We start from the raw sequence: 17,480 nt of genomic DNA, 5'->3' as shown, positions 1-17,480 counted from the left end.
TCCACGACCCCGAGGTGGTCGACATGGCTGACAACGAACACTATGACGTCATCATCATCGGCACCGGAGCGGGCGGCGGAACCCTCGCCCACCGGCTCGCCCCCACCGGCAAGCGCATCCTGATCCTGGAACGCGGCGGCTACCTTCCCCGGGAACGGGACAACTGGGAGTCGACGGCGGTCTTCGTCAAGGGCAAGTACCGAGCCCCGGAGTTCTGGTACGACAAGCACGGCGATTCGTTCCCACCCGAGGTCAACTACTACGTCGGAGGCAACACCAAGTTCTACGGCGCCGCGCTGTTCCGGCTGCGCCCCGAGGACTTCGGCGAGCTGCGCCATCACGGCGGAATCTCCCCCGCGTGGCCCATCCGCTACGAGGACCTGGAGCCCTATTACACGCAGGCCGAACACCTCTACCTCGTGCACGGCCGGCACGGCGAGGACCCCGGTGAGGGCGAGGTCAGCGCCCAGTACGCCTACCCGCCGGTGCGGCACGAGCCACGGATCCAACAACTCAGCGACGACCTGGAGAAGCACGGGCTGCACCCGTTCCATCTGCCCATCGGCGTGAACCTCACTCAGGACGAGCGCGGCCGCGCGACCCACGAGAGTGTGTGCATCCGCTGCAACCGGGTGGACGGCTTCCCCTGTCTGGTGCGCGGCAAGGCGGACGCGCAGGTGATCTGCGTCGACCCCGCCCTGGAGCACGCCAATGTGCACATGGTCACCGGCGCCAACGTCCGCCGGCTCGAGACCGACCCGACCGGGCGCAGCGTCGGCAGGGTGGTCGCCGAGCTGGAGGACGGCTCCACAGCCGGCTTCAGCTCCGACATCGTCGTCGTCGCCTGCGGGGCGGTGAACTCCGCTGCTCTGCTGCTGCGTTCGGCGAACGAGCAGCATCCGGGCGGGCTCGCGAACACCTCCGACGTCGTCGGCCGCCACTACATGCGGCACAACAACCTGGCACTGATGGCGGTTTCGAAGGAGCCGAACGACACCCAGTTCCAGAAGACGCTCGCGCTCAACGACTGGTACCTGGGCGCGGACGACTGGGACTACCCGCTCGGCGGTATCCAGATGCTGGGCAAGTCGGACTCCGACCAGATCCGCGGCGAAGCCCCGCGCTGGGCCGGGATGGCTTCTCCGGACATGCCCTTCGAGGTGCTGGCCCATCACGCGGTGGACTTCTGGCTCTGCGGAGAGGACCTCCCGCAGCCGGAGAACCGCGTGACCCTGGACGGCGACGGCGGCATCCACCTCGCCCTGGACGAGAAGAACAACATCGAGGGCCTCAAGCGCCTGCAGCACAAGTTGCAGGGCATGTTGGGACACCTGGGCATGCATCCGCACCACCTGCTCCCGCACAGCCTCTACCTGCACAAGGGGATGCCGATCGGTGCCACCGCGCACCAAGCCGGCACCGTCCGCTTCGGCTCGGACCCCCGGACCTCGGCGCTCGACGCCAACTGCAAGGCCCACGACATCGACAACCTGTATGTCGTGGACACGAGCTTCTTCCCGAGCATCGGCGCCGTGAATCCCTCCCTGACCGCCATCGCCAACGCCCTGCGGGTCGGCGACCACATCACGGAGCGGCTGGGCTGAGTCGGCACCTGACAACCCGTCCGGGCACGTCGGCCGCTCCAGGACGGTCAGTACCCGGACATCGGGGTCAGCAGCACGGCGACGTCGCCGGGGTGCGGAGCCGGGGTGCCGGCCTCGGTGACCGGTGCGAGCCGCCCGTCCCGGCGCACCAGGAAGAGCATCTGGTGCCCTGTGGGGATGGCGCTGTCGGTGCGGTGCATCACGATCCGGGCGCCGGCCGCGTACCGGCGCACCAGTTCCGGCCGGGTCAGCCCGGCGCCGAAGAGTGCCTCACCTCCGGCGTACGGCGCCACCACACCCTGGCTGCCGGCGAGCGGTCCGAGACGGTGGACGGAGCCTTCCACGCTCTCTTGGAGCGTCATCGAGGCGAGCGCGTTGAAATCGTCCTCCTCGGTGAGCAGCAGCACGCTGGTGATTCCTTCCAGCTCGGCGCCGGCTCCGGTGGCAGCCGCGAGCAGCTCGCCGGGCGCCAGCTCCAGCCCTGCCTCCTCGATCCGGGCGCGCTGGTCATGGGCGCCGGCCCACATCAGGACGTCCAGACCCGCCGAGTTCAGGGCCCGCCCCAGGTCGATCGCCCACAGATCGCCCCCGACGAGCAGCGGCCGCGACCGCGCGGGGCGCAGCACCCCGAGCCGTCTGGCGACCGGGAGCGCGGTCAGGCCGTAGAGCATGACGGTGGCGACGATGACGACGAAGGTGGCCGGCAGGATCCGGTCCGCGCCGTCGATCCCTTTCTGGACGAGGGTGACGGAGAAGGTGGAGGCGGTGGCCGCGGCGACGATGCCGCGCGGTGCCATCCAGCCGACGAACCACCGTTCGCCGGGCAGGATGTCGGTCCCCGCGGTGGCGATGTGCGCCACCAGCGGCCTGACCACGAGCACCAGGACAGCCACCAGGGCGAGCGCCGGGAGGATCACATGACGCAGCGACTGCGGGGTGACGGTGGCCGAGATGGAGATGAACAGCAGTCCGATGATCAGGGAGACCAGGGTCTCGAAGAAGGGCCTGCGAGCAGGGATGTCCAGGCCCGGCAGATTGGCCAGGGCCATTCCCATGACCACCGCGGCGATCAGCCCGGTGTCGTCACGGATCGCGTCGCAGGCGGCCGCCGCGCCGACCACCGCGGCGAACTGGACCGTCGTTCCGAGCACCTCGTTCAGCCTCATGTACCGCATCACCAGCCAGAGCGCCCCCGCCCCCACCACACCGCCGGCCAGGCCCACCAGCGCGCTGATCCAGAACTGTCCCAGCTGGCTCCCGAAACCGTTCTGGCCGGCCCTCGCGATGACGCTGTGGAAGACGAACGCACCCAGGATGCCGCCGATGGGGTCGATCAGGGAGCCCTCCCAGATGAGGATGCGCTGCAGTCGCTCGGTCGGGCGGACGAAGTTGAGCAGCGGTCCGACGACCGTCGGGCCCGAGACAACCAGGATCGCTCCCAGCATGATGGCCGCGTACTTCGACATGTTCAGGACCGGTACCGCGAACAGTGCGGCGGACACCCAGGTGATCAGTGTGCCGAGCCAGAGGAGTCGGACCACGACGCGACGCGTGTGACCGCGCAGCCGTTTCAGTTCCAGGCCGAGCCCGGCGTCGTAGAGGATCACCGCCACGGCGAGCGAGACCAACGGGGAGAAGGCGGGACCCAGCAGTTGTTCGGGGTTGACGTCGTCCGAGAGCGCGCCGGCGGCGAAGCCGACCGGGAGCAGGATGAGGAGCGCCGGCACGCGCAGCCGGCTCGCCAACAGCTGGGAGCCGACCGCCAACACCACGATCAAGCCCACACCCGTCAGTACCTGATTGGGCGTCACAGCTTCTCCTCTCCGGTCGGCGCGGCGGAACCGTCACCGCGCGACATCCTCGTCGGCAAGGGGTTCCAGCACGCCGTGGGTGTCGAGGCGGTACAGCACGACGAGCGCGGGTCCGATCAGCACCAGCGCGACGGCCGCGATGATCAGCATCCACTGGAGCGCAGCACTCGCTCCCGCGCCCTGCTGGACGGTGAGCGAGGTGGGCACCAGATAGGGCCGCTGGGCGAAGCCCCACGCGGCGACCAGCAGGGCAACGGTGGCAACCGAGGTGTAGCGGGCCCACCCGGTGGCCGGGCCGGCGACCAGCAGGGCGGTGACCGCCACGGCGACCACGGCGATGAGCACCAGGAGGAGCCCCATCCCGTGGGTGAGCCCGTGGTGGACGTACGACGCGTGCGGGTCGGTCACGGTCAGGCCGATCACGCCGAGCACCAGGAGGGCCGCGGCGCTGATCCACGCGCGGAGCCGGAAGTAGCCGACCAGGTCGACGGCCCCGAAGCGGCGGGCGTCCGCGGTGAGGAAGACCGCGCCGAGGAAGGCGGTCGCCGCGACGGTGAGCAGCCCGGCCATGATCGAGGTGGTGTTGGACCAGGCGTCCGCCGAGGCGGTGGTGCCGGGCGCGACCCGCCCGGAGGCCACCCCGCCGGCGGCGGCGCCGAGAAAGAACGGGGTGACCAGCGACGAGACCGCGAACACGGCGCCGTAGATCCGGCGTGCGACGAGCCGTCGGGCGGGTTTGCGCAGTGCGAAGCCGGCCCCGCGCAGCACCATGCCGACGGCAGCCAGCGCGAGCGGCAGCCACAGCGCGGTGAACACCGTCTGGAAGAACACCGGGAAGCCGGTCCACATCAGGATGAACACGAAGATCAACCAGACGTTGTTGACCTCCCACACGGGCGCCATCGCGTGGTCGATCAGCCAGCGCGGGCGCTTGCCGCGGTCCGCACCGCCGGCCAGCAGGTCCCAGAACCCGGCGCCGTAGTCGACACCGCCGCCGCAGGCGTAGGCGGCGATCACCAGCAACAGGATCCAGGCAACGAGGGTGGCGGTCACTGGTCGCTCCCTGGTGTCCGGCCGGTTCCCGGATCCGTGGGTGACGCGCCGGAACGCGTCCCGGTGGTGGCGAGTTCTGGGCGCGGTCCGTACGGGGTGTCGGTCTCCGGACCCTCGGCGGACGCCCGCGCGGAGCCGGCGTCGGCGAGCCGCCAGCGGCTGCGCATCTTCAGCACCACGCCGAGGAAGGCGCCGAAGACGAGCACATAGACCGTGACGACGATGCCGAACATGGTCCACAGCGACGATGCGGCGGTGGGGGTCACCGCTTCGGAGACCCGCATGTTCTGGTAGACGATCCAGGGCTGCCGGCCCACCTCGGTGGTGATCCAGCCGCACTCCACGGTCAGCAGGCAGGCCACACCGGCGACGGCGGCGCACCGGAAGAACCACCGGGACCGGGGCAGGTCACGATGGCGCAGCCAGCACCAGCCGTACCAGAGCGCGAGCAGGATCAGCAGGCTGCCGATGGTGACCATGATGTCGAAGGCCCAGTGCGCGATCGTGGCCTGGGTGGCGGTGGGCCGGTCGGCGGCGGGTACCGATGACAGTCCGGTGACCTGGGTCTTGGGGCTGAACCCGGCGAGGATGGAGTCCAGTTGGGGGATCTTCAGACCGCCCTTGATGCTTCCGTCCTCCTGTAGACGGCCGAACATGTACTCCGGTACGTGAGTGTCGGTCTTCCAGACGATCTCGGTGGCGGCGAACTTGATGGGCTGCTTGTGGAACACCGACCGGGCGATGGAGTCGCCCAGCATGAACTGCACCGGCGTGAGGATCGCGGCGGCCGTGAAGGGTACCGAGAACCCGAGGCGGTGATAGCGGTCCCGGCGGCCGCGCAGCCACCCCACCGCATAGACACCGGCGACCACATAACCCGCCGTCAGGAACATCGCCACCACGAAGTGCCAGTACTGCGGACCGAACATGGGCGTGAAGATCGCCTGCTGGACGCTGACGTTCACGGGTCTGCCACTGGAGTCGAGGGTGAATCCCTGGGGGGTGTTCATCCACGAGTTCGCGGCGATGATGCCGAAGGCTCCCAGCAACGCCGCGAGCGGCAGCGGAACACCGAGCCAGAAGTGCGTCCACGGCTTCAGCCTGCGCCACCCGTAGAGGTAGATCGCGATCAGGATCGCCTCGAGGAAGAACGCCCACGCCTCCACGCCGAACCCGATACCGAAGACGTCACCCCAGCGGCCCATCATGCCCGGCCACAGCAGCCCGAACTCGAACGACAGCACCGTACCGGTGACGATGCCGACGGCGAACTGGACGGCCATCACCGCGGACCAGCGGCGGGCCAGCAGCATGGCGACCGGGTCGGCCTTGCGCAGTCCCCGGTAGTGCATCACCAGCGTGATGAACGGCAGTGCCACCCCCAGCGGCACCAGCAGGATGTGGGAGGCCAGGGTGAACGCCATCAGTTCCCGGGCCGGCAGCAACTGCGGAGGGGTGGTCGCCAGAAAATGTACTGCAGTGTTCATGTGGGCCTCGGTGGCTCGTGCCGGTCGACCGTGGGGTCAGCCGGTGGACCGGACGGTAGGAGGGCTTGTGTGACGTCGCCTTGCGGAACTCCCGGGGTGAAGGCACGTTCGCGGCGCGAGCCGGAGGCGAAGACCACCGCCCAGCTGAGCAACGCGCCGGCCCGGCTACGGAAGCCGGTCAGGAAGGCAATGTGGATGAACAGCCAGATCAGCCAGCCGATGAATCCGGAGGCGCGGAAGCGGCCCATCTTCACCACGGCCCTGCCACGCGAGATGTACGCCGCGCTGCCCAGGTCCAGATAGCGGAACGGTCGCGGCGCGCGGGTCCTTCCCTCGATGGTGTGACGGATCCTGCGGCCTGCGTAGGCGCCGCTCTGCATCGCGACCTCCGCGAGGCCGGGCAGCTTGTCCAGGCTCATCAGATCGCCGACGACCCGGATCTCCGGATGGCCGGCGATGGTGAGATCCGGCTCGACCCGGATGCGCCCCGCCCGGTCCTGCTCGGCGCCGGTCGCCCGGGCCAGCGCCGTCGCCAGCGGAGGCGCCTCGACGCCGGCCGTCCACAGCACCGTGCGTGCCTCCACCCGGTCCGTTCCGCCGTCCTTGTGGCGCACCGTCAGGCCCCGGTCGTCCACTTCGGTGACGATCGACCCCAGGTGGACCTCGACACCGAGAGCGTCGAGAGTACGGGCGGTCCGGCGGGACAGCTCGGGCCCGAAGGCACCGAGCACCCCGTCCGATCCGTCGAAGATCAGGACCCGCGCCCGACCGGGGTCGATCGTGGAGAACTCCCGCTCGAGCGTGTGGCCGGCGATCTCCCGGATCTGCCCGGCCAGCTCGACCCCGGTGGGGCCACCGCCTACCAGGGCGAAGGTGAGCCACTGCGCGCGCTCCTGCGGATCCGTGCTCGCCTCGGCCATCTCGAACGCCTGGTAGAGCTTGGTCCGCACAGCCAGCGCATCCGCGAGCGTCTTCATGCCGGGGGCGTACGGCGCGAACTCGTCGTGCCCGAAGTAGGACTGCCGCACGCCGACCCCCACGATGAGATCGTCGTAGGGCAACTCGAGTACGCCGCCGTCCGGCCGCTGCGCGTGGACGATCCGCCCGGCGACGTCCACGTCGGTGGCCGTGGCCTGCAGGCACCGCACCTGGGGGTGGCGCCGCAGGACCGCCCGCAGCGGCTGGGCGATCTGTCCACCGGAGAGGATTCCGGAGGCACACTGGTACAGCAGGGGCTGGAACAGGTGGTGGGCGCAGCTGTCGACCAGGGTAACCGCTACCGGGGCGCTGCGCAGGGCCCGAACAGCGAAGAGGCCGGCGAAGCCGCCACCCAGGATTACCACTCTGCGGGGTGTCACATGGTCTTCCACCGTGGGATCAGCCGCCGGTGGCGAAGCCGGGGAAGAGCGTCATCCCGCCGTCGACGAAAAGCGTGGTGCCGACGACATAGTCCATCAGGTCGGAGGCGAGGACGGTCACCGCGTTGGCGATGTCCTCCGGATCGCCGACCCGGCGGTACGGGACCAGCCGCAGGAGGTCGGCCTCGGCCTCAGGGGTGTCCCAGGCACTGCGGTTGATGGGAGTGCGGATGGCACCGGGCGCCACGGCGTTCACTCTGATCCCCTTCGGGGCGAGCTCCTGCGCCATGGTCTGCATCAGCATCAGGACGCCGCCCTTGGACGCTGCGTAGTTCACGTGGCCCGTCCAGGGGATGATCTGGTGGACCGAACTCATGCAGACGATCTTCCCCGCCGAACGGGACACCTCGGGAACGACACCACGGCGGAGGAACTCCTTGGCGGCCTCCCGGGCACACAGGAACTGGCCGGTGAGATTGACGTCCAACACCTTCTGCCACTGGGCGACGCTCATCTCGGTGATGGCGGCGTCCCGCTGCAGCCCGGCGTTGGCCACCATGATGTCGATCGTGCCGAACTCCTCGACCATGCGCGCGACCATCGGGACGACCTGGTCCTCCTGGGAGACGTCCGCCTCGTGCGCGTACGCCCGCACACCGAAGGACTTGATCTCCTCGACCACTTCCTCGGCCGCCTCCTTGCCGAAGACGTAGTTGACGACCACGTCGGCACCCGCTCGCCCCAGACCGATCGCGGTCGCCTTGCCGATGCCGGAGTTCGCCCCCGTCACCAGCGCCTTCTGTCCTTGGAGAATCGTCGGCACAGGCCGCCGGCCTTCGTTCACGTCTGAGGTCACTGCCTGTCTCCCGTCGTCGGCCGCACATCCGGTACCAAGAAGGGAGACTCCCCGGCGACGTCCTGTCCTGAGCGCGCGGCGCGCGCGGCCCGCCCGATGGGCGCAGTGATATCGCTCCGACGGCCCAACGCGCTGCGTCCGGACCGCAGGCACCGGGATCACCCCTTCGGGAGCCATCCGGGTGCGTCTCTCCGGCCCCATGGCGCCCATGACATCCCACCGCACCTCGCCGTGCATGATCTCCGCAAGGGGGTCGTCCAGACCCGGGAGAGGCACTGTGGTCAGATCAAGACCAGCACCGGCGATCGTCGTGGTCATGGGGGTCGCCGCGTCGGGCAAGACCACCATCGGGCGGCTGCTCGCCCAGCGTCTTGATGTGCCCTTCGTGGAAGGCGACGACTTCCACCCGGCAGCGAACATCGCCAAAATGACCGCGGGGCAAGCACTCGACGATGCGGACCGCGAACCGTGGCTACGCAGCCTGACCCGCTGGATCCGGGACACCTCCTGTGCTCACCAGGGTGGGGTCATCTCCTGCTCGGCCCTCAAGCGGGAGTACCGGGACGTGCTCCGTGCGGCCGGGCAGGGCGTCTGGTTCCTCTACCTGGCCCTTGACGAGGAGACGGCCCACACCCGGATCGCACAACGGACCGGGCATTTCATGACGGCCCGACTCCTGGACTCCCAATTCGACGCGCTGGAACCCCTGCAGGCCGACGAGCCAGGACTCACCGTCGATGCGACCGCCGGGACCGACGCGATCATCAGCCCGGTCCAGGCCGCCGTCGCCCGCTTCGAAGCCGGCGAACCGGGATGACCGCCCCCGGTCCCCGGACTCGGACCGCAGCGATGGACGCGTTGCCGTCCTTCACCTGGACGACCCCCGCAACGGTCAGTCGCCGTGCCACGACCGCCACAGCGCCGCGTAGCCGCCGTCGGCCGCGACGAGTGCGTCGTGGGTGCCGAGTTCGGTCAGCACACCGGAGTCGATGACGGCGATGCGGTCCGCGTCGTGGGCCGTCTGGAGACGGTGGGCGATGGCTATGACGGTGCGGCCCTGGAGGGCGGCGGCAAGGGCGCGCTCGGTCATACGTGCCGCGGCCGGATCCAGGAGGGCGGTCGCCTCGTCGAGGATCAGGGTGTGCGGGTCGGCGAGGATCACCCGGGCCAGGGAGAGCTGCTGCGCCTGTGGCTCGTCCAGCTGGTGGGCGGTGCCGCTGAGATCGGTGTCCAGACCGGACGGCAGGTCGTCGGTCCAGGTGGCGTGCACGGCCTCCAGTGCGGCCCGCAGCTCGGCGTCCGTCGCGGACGGGCGCGCGATGACGAGGTTGTTCCGCAGGGTGTCGCGGAAGACGTGGTGCTCCTGGGTGATCAGGGCGATCTGGCGGCGCATCCGGTCCGGAGGGAGGTCGGCGACGGGGACGCCGCCGACCGAGACACGGCCACGGCCGGGCCGGTCGATGCCCGCCAGGAGCCGCCCGAGGGTGGACTTTCCCGCACCGGAGGGTCCGACGACGGCGAGCCGTTCGCCGGGCTGGACGTCGAGATCGATGCCGTGCAGGACATCGCCCAGGTTCGGATACGCGTAGGTGACGGCGACGGCCTCGATGCGGTCGCCGGACGGCTCGGCCGTCGTCGGGGCCGGGCCCGCCGGAACGGCGGCGAGGCCCTCCACCCGGGCGTACGACGCCATGCTGCTCTGCAGTTGTTCGACCGACAGCAGGACGGTGTCCAGCGGTCCCATCAGCTGGCGCAGGTAGACGGCGGCCGCGACCACCTCACCGAGGTCGACCGCGCCGTGGTGGTAGAGAGCGCCTCCGACCAGGAGCACGCCGACGACCGGCAGCGTGTAGGAGATGTCCACGGAGGGGAAGAACACCGACCGCAGCCACAGGGTGTGCAGCCTGGCGCCTCTGGCCTTCGTGATGGCCGCCTCGGCGACGTGCCATCGCTGTTGCTGCAGCCGCAGCGCCTCGACCGTGCGGGCGCCGCCGGCCGTCGTGGCCAGCATTTCCGCGAGTTCGGAGTTGGCCGTGCCCTCGGCGAGATAGCCGGTGCGCGCCCTGCGCAGGTACCAGCGCGTGACGACGACGATGACGGCCAGACAGGACAGTCCGCAGACGCCCAGCAGTGGATTGAGGACGAGTACCGCGCCGATGATGAACAGCGCCTGCGTCGTGGCGATGAACACCTCGGGTGCGGTGGTGCGCAGCGCGGTGGCGACGCCGTCGACGTCCGTGGTGCCGCGTACGGCCAGGTCGCCGGTGGGTGTGTGCTCGACAACGGTCGGGGGCAGGGCGAGAGCACGGGCCACGAACCGCTCGCGGATACGGGCCGCGGCACGCTCGCCGAACCGGGCGGCGAGCAGCAGTGCGTAGCGCGACAGCACGATCTGGACCAGCACGGCGGCGACGATGACGAGGGCGAGCCGGTCCACGGTGCCGACGCTGTCCGGGCCGGTCGATACCTTGACGGTGTTGATGATGCTGCCCAGCAGCCAGGGGCCGACCAGTCCGGCGGCAGCGGCGAGAGCGTTGAGCGCGAGGATTCCCGCGAACGCGGTCTTCTCCACGGCTATGTCGCTGCCCGCGGTGCGACGGACGTGCCTGGTGTCGGCGACGGGGAGCGGAGCGGTCATCGGGAAACCTCCTCTTCCTCTTCGGCGCCCCGGGAGACCAGCGCGCGGTAGTCGGCCCGGGCGTGCAGGAGGTCCTGATGGGTGCCGGTCGCCTCGACCTGGCCTCCGACGAGATAGACGACCGTGTCCGCCTGCTCCAGGACGAGCGGCGAGGTGCTGGTCACCACGGTGGTCAGGCCGGTACGGGCCGCACGCAGCCCGGCGGCCATCGCGGCCTCGGTGTGCGCGTCGACGGCGGAGGTCGGCTCGACGGCGAGCAGGACCTCGGGCCGCGCGTACAAAACCCGGGCCAGCCGCAACCGCTGGCGCTGGCCACCGGAGAGGTTGGCGCCCTGCGCGGTGATCACGGAGTCCAGTCCTGCGGGCATCGCCTGGACGATGTCGGTGGCGGCGGCCCGCCCGATCGCGGCCCGGATCGCCTCGTCGTCGATCGCCTCGCCACCGATCGCCTGCCCTCCGGCGACGACCTCGCGCACCGTCCCGCTGAAGAGATGGGCATCGTTGTCCGCGACCAGGATGCGCTTCCGGAGCTGGTCCGGATCGATCGCATCGACACGGTGACCGCCCCATTCGGCGTCCGAGGGGGTGAAACGGCCGAGCCGTTCCACCACGGCGGGCGCGTCGGCCGACCGGTCACCGATCAACGCGGTCAGCGCGCCGACCGGCACCTGGACGCCGGAGGCGGGATCGTGCAGGACGGCGGGCCCCGGCGGGGCGTCGAGCCGGCCCGTGTCGTGGAGGTGATCGGGCTGCAGGCTCAGGAAGTCGATCACCCGCCGGCCCGCGACCAGGGCCCGGGCGACGTCGGAACCGCCCTCGATGAAGGCGTAGACCGGTGTGACGAGCATGGCCGTGTATCCGTACACCGCCACGAGCTGGCCGACGGCGAGCGAACCCCCGGCCGCCATCCGTGCGGTGAGCCACGTGACCAGCGCGAGGAACAGGGCCGGCAGACCGATGGCCAGCGCGCCGATCCAGCTGGTCACGGCACCCACCCGGTAACCCTGTTCGCGCAGTTCCCGGGACCGGCGCCCGTAGCGGGACGCGTAGACGTCCTTGCCGCCGAGACCGTTCAGGACCCGCAACCCCGTCACCATGTCGACGAGCAGCCCGGTCAGCGCGCCCTGCCGCTGCCGGTATTCGGATCCGACGCTCAGCAGCCGCCGCTGCAACGGCCCGACGGTGACGGCGAGCAGCGGCACTCCCGCCAGCACCACCACGGCCAGCAGGGGTGAGATCGACAGCAGCAGGGCCGCAACGACGAGATAGGCGAGAACGGCGCCCACCCCCGGCCCCATCACGGTCAGCGACTGGGCGATCACCTGCACGTCGCCCATCCCGATGGCGACGACCTCACCGGCACCGGCCCGACTCCGCAGGGCGGCGCCGAGCACCGTGGCCTGTCGTACGGTCGCTCGTACGGTGCGGAACGACGCGTCCATGCGGACCTTCGTCATCGTCCGGTGGCGGGCGATTCCCACGACCGCGTTGACCACTCCCATGACGAACAACGCCGCGGTCCAGCCGAACAGCGCGGAGCTGTCCCGTGTCCGCAGCCCGTCGTCGATGGCGCGGGCCAGCAGGTAGGGCGGAACGGCCAGCCCGACCATCCACAGGCTGCCCAGCGCCGCCCCGGCGGTGACCCGCCGCCGCTGGCTGGTCACCAGCCACAGCAGGAACCACAGGGGGCTCCGGAGGTCCTTCGGAGCCGGCGGGTGAAAGGTGTCGGCCATGACCGCACCCTAGCCACCAGCAGGTCGGCGCCCGGCAGCCAGGGGCACGCTACGGCGACCGATGACGCCGATGGAGACGCCGCCCGCGAAGGTCACCCCTGGGGCGGAGCCACCGGCAGCTGCCTCTTGTGTTCGGTGCCCCGATACCTGCCCACGATCGAAGCGAAGGCGCGCTCGCTCACCGGCTTCCCGTCCAGGAAGTCGTCGATCTCGTCGTACGTCACCCCGAGCGCGTCCTCATCGGCCTTGCCCTCGTCGAGCGATTCCAGGTCGGCCGTCGGTACCTTCCACACCAGCGAGGCGGGCGCCCCGAGCGCCTCCGCGACGGCACGCACCCGGCGCTTGATCAACCCCGCCAGGGGCAGCACGTCCGCCGCGCCGTCCCCGAACTTGGTGAAGAACCCGGAGACCGCCTCGGCCGCGTGATCGGTCCCCACGACGAGCCCCGCATGCGCCCCCGCAACCGCGTACTGCGCGATCATCCGCTGCCGGGCCTTGATGTTGCCGTGGACGAAGTCCTGGTGCGCCTCGTCGCGGAAAGCCACCCCACCGGCCAGACAGGCCTCCAGCGCGGCATCGCTGGCTGCCTTGATGTTCACGGTCAGCACCTGGTCGGCCCGGATGAAGCCGAGGGCGAGCTGAGCGTCCTGCTCATCGGCCTGGACGCCGTACGGCAGCCGCATGGCGTAGAAGGTCGCGTCGTGCCCGGCGCCACGGGCCCGCTCCACGGCCAGCTGGCACAACCGCCCCGCGGTGGTGGAATCCACCCCTCCGCTGATCCCGAGCACCAAGGACCGCAGTCCGGTGGTCGTCAGCCGCTCGGCCAGGAACGCCACCCGGCGCTCGATCTCCACCTCCGCATCGAAGATCGCGGCGACGTGAAGATCCCGGGCGATCTCCTGCTGCAGGCCTATGGGCGCCGGATCGGTCACGACTACTCCTCGGGGTCGGTTCGGGCTGCAGATTCTATGCTGGCCACCCGCCGCCATCTCCTGCGGCCTGCAGGCGACAGCAGGCCGCGAGGTCGACGGCCTCATCACGGCGCGGCCCGGCGGCGGCGTCCCACGCCACAGCGGACGGGACTGCCGCACCCGGCCAACGTCACAACCAGCTCTGGTGAACACGGGCCTGACGGTCCGTACGCTCGGGCGCCACCCTCCGCCGTGCGGCGGACCTGAAAGATCATTTACTCAGCGGCGCCGGACGCCCGGGAAGAAACCACCGGAAGGCGACCCAAGAGGCTGCGATCACGAACGGGATGCCCGTCAGGTATCCGTGCGGCGCTTGCCCTCCTCGAAGAACCGCTGGATCGCGTCGGCGTCGCCGAGTTCCCGCAGGGTCCGTGCGGCGCCGAAGGGGGCGTTCCAGAACTCGCCTTCGCGTGGCCGGTGCGGCCCGACGTAGGCGTAGGGCTCCGGCAGGTGTCCGTCACCGGATGAGACTCCGTAGTTCACCTCGTCGAGAGTGATGGCGAGGTCGAAGTGTTCGGGCCAGAGCACCGGTTCGGTCCCGGGCGCGAAACCGCGCAACGCCTCGTCTCCGGCGACGAACGCGCGGAGGATCACGGCTCCGGCTTCGGGATCGAAGGTGATCACCTCGTCCGGCTTCACTCCGGAGCCGTCCGGATAGAGCCCCTCCGGAGCGCCTGCCTCGGTCCCGGCCGCTTCCGCGAGCGACGCGTACGTCTGGCCCGACAGCGGGATGCGGGCCGTTCCGGTGACGAGGTCGCCGCCTTCGACGCGCAACGACGGTTCGCTGAGCGTGCCGAAACCGTCCCCGACGATCCGCAGCCGGATGCGACCGACCTCCCGGTATTGCGGCCCGGCCAGTACCAGCTCGGCGATGCCGTGCAGGGATCGCCTCGTCGGAGCCACTACGTCAGCAGTCATGCCGTCTCCCCGGGTTGGTCGGTACCCGCGAGTGTCGCAGGCGGCCCGGGCCGCGGCACGGCGCGACACCACCTGCCGTTCGGTGCGGTGGTCGGCGGAGAGCGCTCAGGGTCCGGGCGTGGAAGCACCGGTGAGCAGCAGCAGCGCGGTGACGAGGTCGTCGGAGGTGGAGCCGGTGGCCAGCCGGCGTAGCTGGAGGCCGACGACGAGTGCGACGACGGGGCCGGCCAGGCGTTCGGGGTCCGGTACGCCGAGGCCGCCGAGGATGGAGGCGGCCAGCTGGTCGTAGGCGGTGAAGCATTCCGCGGCGGCCGGGCGCAGCTGGGGGTCCCGGCCGGCGTGGATGTAGAGCTCGAAGGGGGCGATGTGCTCGCTGTCGAAGGCGGTGTCCGCGGACACCTGGCCGACGATGGTGGCGGCCTGTTCCGCGGTGACGCAGTCGGTGATGTGACGTGCGGCGAGGTCGGTGAAGCGGCGGGTCTCCTGGTCGACGAAGGAGCGCAGGCTTTCGCGCAGCAGGTCGTGCTGGGTGGCGAAGTGATAGGTGATCGAGCCGAGGGAGACGCCCGCCTCCTTGGCGATGCGGCGGTTGGTGACCGCGGCGACGCCGTCCTGGCCGATGATCCGCAGCGTGGCCTCGACGATGCGTTCACGCGTCGGGGTGGGATTCGGCATGTGCTCATCGTCCCATGGTCGGCCCGTTGGTCAGGCCATCCGCTGCGGTGTCGTCTGTGGCGGGACGGTGCGGGGAGTTCGCCCTGGCACCGGGTGGGGCGGGCCAGTGCTCGTGCCATCGCTGGTCGTCCTCCAGTTGGGCGGCGAGTGAGATCAGGAGGGGCTCGCTGTCCGCGGGACCGAGCAGCTGAGCCCCCATCGGCAGTCCGCCGGTGGTGAATCCGGCAGGGACGCTGATGGCGGGCCAGCCCAGGACGTTCCAGGGCCAGGCGTAGGGACAGGCGGCGATCATGGACCGGTTGGTCCGGCCGTTGGAGAGGCCCGCGCTGGCGCCGATGCGTGGCGGAGGGGTGGCCGTGGTGGGGGTGAGGATCACGTCCACGCGTCGGAAGATCGCACCGACCCGCCGTTGCAGCAGCCCCTCGGTGCTGCGCGCCGCGCGCAGTGCCGGGCCGGCGAGGACCTGGCCGAGGCGGGCGTTGCTGCGGGTGCGGGGATCGAGGAGGGCACGGTCGGGTGCGCGCCGGCTCCAGGCGTGGACGCCGGCCGTCGCCCGCGGTACCTGGGTCAGTCCGATCAGACCGAAGTGGGGTTCCGCTTCGATGACGTCGTGGCCGAGTGCGGTCAGTGTCCCGGCCAGCCGCAGGGTGGCGCTGCGGGCCTCGGGATGCAGCGGGGTGCGCGTGGCGGCGAAGGCGCTGCGCAGCGACAGCGCGATGCGCAGCCTGCCGGGGTCGCGGCCCGCGGCGGGCGCCATTTCGGTGTGCGGGGGCTGGTGGCGGTCGCGGGAGTGGTTGCCGGCCGCCGCGTCCAGGAGGAGTGCCGCGTCGGCCACGGTGCGGGCGAGCGTGCCGAACACCGTCAATCCGTTGAAGGATTCGGGGTCAGGCCAGGTGGAGATCCGGCCGCGCTGCGGTTTGATGCCGACCAGGTGGGTCCATGCGGCGGGGATGCGGACGGAGCCGGCTCCATCGGAGCCGAGGGCCGCGGCGACCAGGCCGGCCGCGACGGCGGCGGCCGACCCGCCGGACGAGCCGCCCGGGGTGTGATCCTGGTTCCACGGATTGCGGGTGGCGCCGAACGCGGCTCCCTCGGTGAACGGCCACTGCCCCAGCTCGGGGCTGTTGGTCTTGCCGACGATGATCGCTCCGGCGGCCCTGAGCCGGCGCACCGCCTCCGCATCGGTGGTCTTGGCGGGGAAGTCACCGGCGCAGCCGAAGGCGGTGGGCTCGCCCGCCACGTCGGTGTCGTCCTTGACGGCGATCGGGACACCGAGCAGCGGCAGACGGTGGCCGGCGGCGAGCTGCCGGTCGGCCGTATCGGCTTCCGCCAGAGCTGCGGCGGTGCGTACCCGGCGGAACGCGTTCAGGGTCGGCTGGGTCGCCTCGATGCGTGCGAGGGCCTCTTCGACGAGGGCCCGGGACGAGATGTGCCCGCCGCGCAGGGCCGCGCTCTGCGCCGTCAGGCTCGTGCGTGCGGAATCGGCCATCGTTCTGTCCTTTCGCCCGCAAGTACTGTTCGTTCGAACGAACAGTAGTGGAGGATGGCCCCCATGGACATCAACGGATCGACCGTTCTTCTCACCGGCGCCGGCGGCGGCATCGGCCATGCCCTGGCGAAGGCCCTGGCCGCCAAGGGCGCCCGTCTGGTGATCACCGGCCGGCGCGCCGAATCGCTCAAGGAGCTCGAAGCGTCCCTGGGCGCACGGGTGCTGGTCGCGGATCTCAGCGACCGCGACGCGGTCATACGCCTGGCCGAGGAGGCCGGCCCGGTGGACATCCTGGTCGCCAACGCGGCGCTGCCCGCCAGTGGCGCCCTGCTCGACTTCACTCCCGAGGAGATCGACCGGTCCTTGGAGGTGAACCTGCGCGCACCGTTGATGCTCTCCCGGCTGCTGGCGCCGCACATGGTGGCAGCCGGCCGCGGTCACCTCCTGATGATCGGCTCGATCTCGGGACGGACCTCGTCCCCCGCCACCTCGCTCTACAGCGCCGCGAAGTTCGGACTGCGCGGATTCGCCCACGCCCTGCGGCAGGATCTGCACCGCACCGGCGTCGGTGTGTCCATCGTGCAGCCGGGATTCGTCCGCGGCGCGGGGATGTTCGCCGACACCGGTGCCACACCGCCCGCCGGGGTTCGTACCGTCACACCCGAACGTGTGGCGGCGGGTGCGGTCAGTGCCGTCGAACGTGACCGGGCCGAAGTGAACGTCGCGCCGGTCGAACTGCGACTGGGCAGCGCCATCGGCAGCCTCTTCCCCTCACTGGGCGCCGCCGTCCAGCGCAGGGCCGCGCTCGAGTCCTTCGTCGGGCAGATCACTCTGGCCCAGCGCCACAAACGCTGAGACGGCCCGAACCGGCGAGGAGCTACGACGAC

The 17,480-nt window shown here is 70.7% G+C and carries 14 protein-coding genes; 3 read left to right on the top strand and 11 right to left on the bottom strand.

Annotation, left to right across the window (positions count from 1 at the left end; all coding sequences use genetic code 11):
* Positions 1-23: 23 nt before the first annotated feature.
* Positions 24-1,604, top strand: a complete 1,581-nt coding sequence (locus LNW72_RS39620) for a GMC family oxidoreductase (protein WP_250979864.1) — start codon at positions 24-26, stop codon at positions 1,602-1,604.
* 47 nt (positions 1,605-1,651) lie between these two features.
* Here the strand turns inward: LNW72_RS39620 and LNW72_RS39615 are convergent, their stop codons facing one another.
* From LNW72_RS39615 to LNW72_RS39595, 5 genes are read right to left on the bottom strand one after another with little or no spacing between them, the layout of a single operon-like run.
* Positions 1,652-3,415: a cation:proton antiporter gene (locus tag LNW72_RS39615; RefSeq protein ID WP_250979863.1), complete on the bottom strand. Its 1,764-nt coding sequence runs from the start codon at positions 3,413-3,415 to the stop codon at positions 1,652-1,654.
* A 33-nt stretch (positions 3,416-3,448) separates the two neighbouring features.
* Entirely contained in the window at positions 3,449-4,468 is a 1,020-nt protein-coding gene (locus tag LNW72_RS39610) for a cytochrome d ubiquinol oxidase subunit II (protein ID WP_250979862.1), read from the bottom strand.
* Positions 4,465-5,955 carry a cytochrome ubiquinol oxidase subunit I gene (locus LNW72_RS39605; protein WP_250979861.1) on the bottom strand — a complete coding sequence of 497 codons (1,491 nt, stop codon included), beginning with the start codon at positions 5,953-5,955 and terminating at the stop codon, positions 4,465-4,467. Before LNW72_RS39605 ends, LNW72_RS39610 begins: the two co-directional genes overlap by 4 nt.
* Complete coding sequence (locus LNW72_RS39600) at positions 5,952-7,298, bottom strand: NAD(P)/FAD-dependent oxidoreductase (RefSeq protein ID WP_250979860.1); 1,347 nt, start codon at positions 7,296-7,298, stop codon at positions 5,952-5,954. The genes LNW72_RS39605 and LNW72_RS39600 overlap by 4 nt, the downstream gene beginning before the upstream one ends.
* 34 nt (positions 7,299-7,332) lie before the next feature.
* Entirely contained in the window at positions 7,333-8,169 is an 837-nt protein-coding gene (locus tag LNW72_RS39595) for an SDR family oxidoreductase (RefSeq protein WP_250979859.1), read from the bottom strand.
* 316 nt (positions 8,170-8,485) lie between these two features.
* Here LNW72_RS39595 and LNW72_RS39590 point away from each other — a divergent pair, with 316 nt between their 5' ends.
* A complete protein-coding gene (locus LNW72_RS39590) occupies positions 8,486-8,986 on the top strand; it encodes a gluconokinase (protein ID WP_250979858.1) in 501 nt (166 codons plus the stop codon).
* A 75-nt stretch (positions 8,987-9,061) separates the two neighbouring features.
* On the opposite strand, the gene LNW72_RS39585 is transcribed toward LNW72_RS39590, so the two are convergent.
* The 6 genes from LNW72_RS39585 to LNW72_RS39560 form a co-directional block, all read right to left on the bottom strand.
* Positions 9,062-10,807, bottom strand: coding sequence for an ABC transporter ATP-binding protein (locus LNW72_RS39585; protein WP_250979857.1), 1,746 nt, complete (start codon positions 10,805-10,807; stop codon positions 9,062-9,064).
* Entirely contained in the window at positions 10,804-12,540 is a 1,737-nt protein-coding gene (locus LNW72_RS39580; protein ID WP_250979856.1) for an ABC transporter ATP-binding protein, read from the bottom strand. The genes LNW72_RS39585 and LNW72_RS39580 overlap by 4 nt, the downstream gene beginning before the upstream one ends.
* 92 nt (positions 12,541-12,632) lie before the next feature.
* Positions 12,633-13,472, bottom strand: coding sequence for an ammonia-dependent NAD(+) synthetase (nadE, locus tag LNW72_RS39575; RefSeq protein WP_308402123.1), 840 nt, complete (start codon positions 13,470-13,472; stop codon positions 12,633-12,635).
* A 333-nt stretch (positions 13,473-13,805) separates the two neighbouring features.
* Positions 13,806-14,429 carry a hypothetical protein gene (locus LNW72_RS39570; RefSeq protein ID WP_250979855.1) on the bottom strand — a complete coding sequence of 208 codons (624 nt, stop codon included), beginning with the start codon at positions 14,427-14,429 and terminating at the stop codon, positions 13,806-13,808.
* A 105-nt stretch (positions 14,430-14,534) separates the two neighbouring features.
* On the bottom strand, positions 14,535-15,104 hold the full coding sequence (locus LNW72_RS39565; RefSeq protein WP_250979854.1) for a TetR/AcrR family transcriptional regulator: 570 nt from the start codon (positions 15,102-15,104) through the stop codon (positions 14,535-14,537).
* Positions 15,105-15,108: 4 nt separating this feature from the next.
* Positions 15,109-16,593: an amidase gene (locus LNW72_RS39560; RefSeq protein WP_250979853.1), complete on the bottom strand. Its 1,485-nt coding sequence runs from the start codon at positions 16,591-16,593 to the stop codon at positions 15,109-15,111.
* A gap of 63 nt (positions 16,594-16,656) precedes the next feature.
* On the opposite strand from LNW72_RS39560, the gene LNW72_RS39555 reads away from it, so the two are divergent.
* Positions 16,657-17,448 carry an SDR family oxidoreductase gene (locus LNW72_RS39555; protein ID WP_250979852.1) on the top strand — a complete coding sequence of 264 codons (792 nt, stop codon included), beginning with the start codon at positions 16,657-16,659 and terminating at the stop codon, positions 17,446-17,448.
* Positions 17,449-17,480: the final 32 nt, after the last annotated feature.

This window comes from Streptomyces sp. RKAG293 (genome assembly GCF_023701745.1).
Lineage (GTDB): Bacteria > Actinomycetota > Actinomycetes > Streptomycetales > Streptomycetaceae > Actinacidiphila.
This window is presented reverse-complemented; position numbering and strand designations above follow the sequence as displayed.

Bases quoted from the DNA above. Each gene is read 5' to 3' on its own strand.
- LNW72_RS39620 (WP_250979864.1), top strand. From the start codon at position 24: ATGGCTGACAACGAACACTATGACGTCATCATCATCGGCACCGGAGCG.
- LNW72_RS39605 (WP_250979861.1), bottom strand. From the start codon at position 5,955: ATGAACACTGCAGTACATTTTCTGGCGACCACCCCTCCGCAGTTGCTG.
- LNW72_RS39590 (WP_250979858.1), top strand. From the start codon at position 8,486: ATGGGGGTCGCCGCGTCGGGCAAGACCACCATCGGGCGGCTGCTCGCC.
- LNW72_RS39585 (WP_250979857.1), bottom strand. From the start codon at position 10,807: ATGACCGCTCCGCTCCCCGTCGCCGACACCAGGCACGTCCGTCGCACC.
- LNW72_RS39580 (WP_250979856.1), bottom strand. From the start codon at position 12,540: ATGGCCGACACCTTTCACCCGCCGGCTCCGAAGGACCTCCGGAGCCCC.
- LNW72_RS39570 (WP_250979855.1), bottom strand. From the start codon at position 14,429: ATGACTGCTGACGTAGTGGCTCCGACGAGGCGATCCCTGCACGGCATC.
- LNW72_RS39565 (WP_250979854.1), bottom strand. From the start codon at position 15,104: ATGCCGAATCCCACCCCGACGCGTGAACGCATCGTCGAGGCCACGCTG.
- LNW72_RS39560 (WP_250979853.1), bottom strand. From the start codon at position 16,593: ATGGCCGATTCCGCACGCACGAGCCTGACGGCGCAGAGCGCGGCCCTG.
- LNW72_RS39555 (WP_250979852.1), top strand. From the start codon at position 16,657: ATGGACATCAACGGATCGACCGTTCTTCTCACCGGCGCCGGCGGCGGC.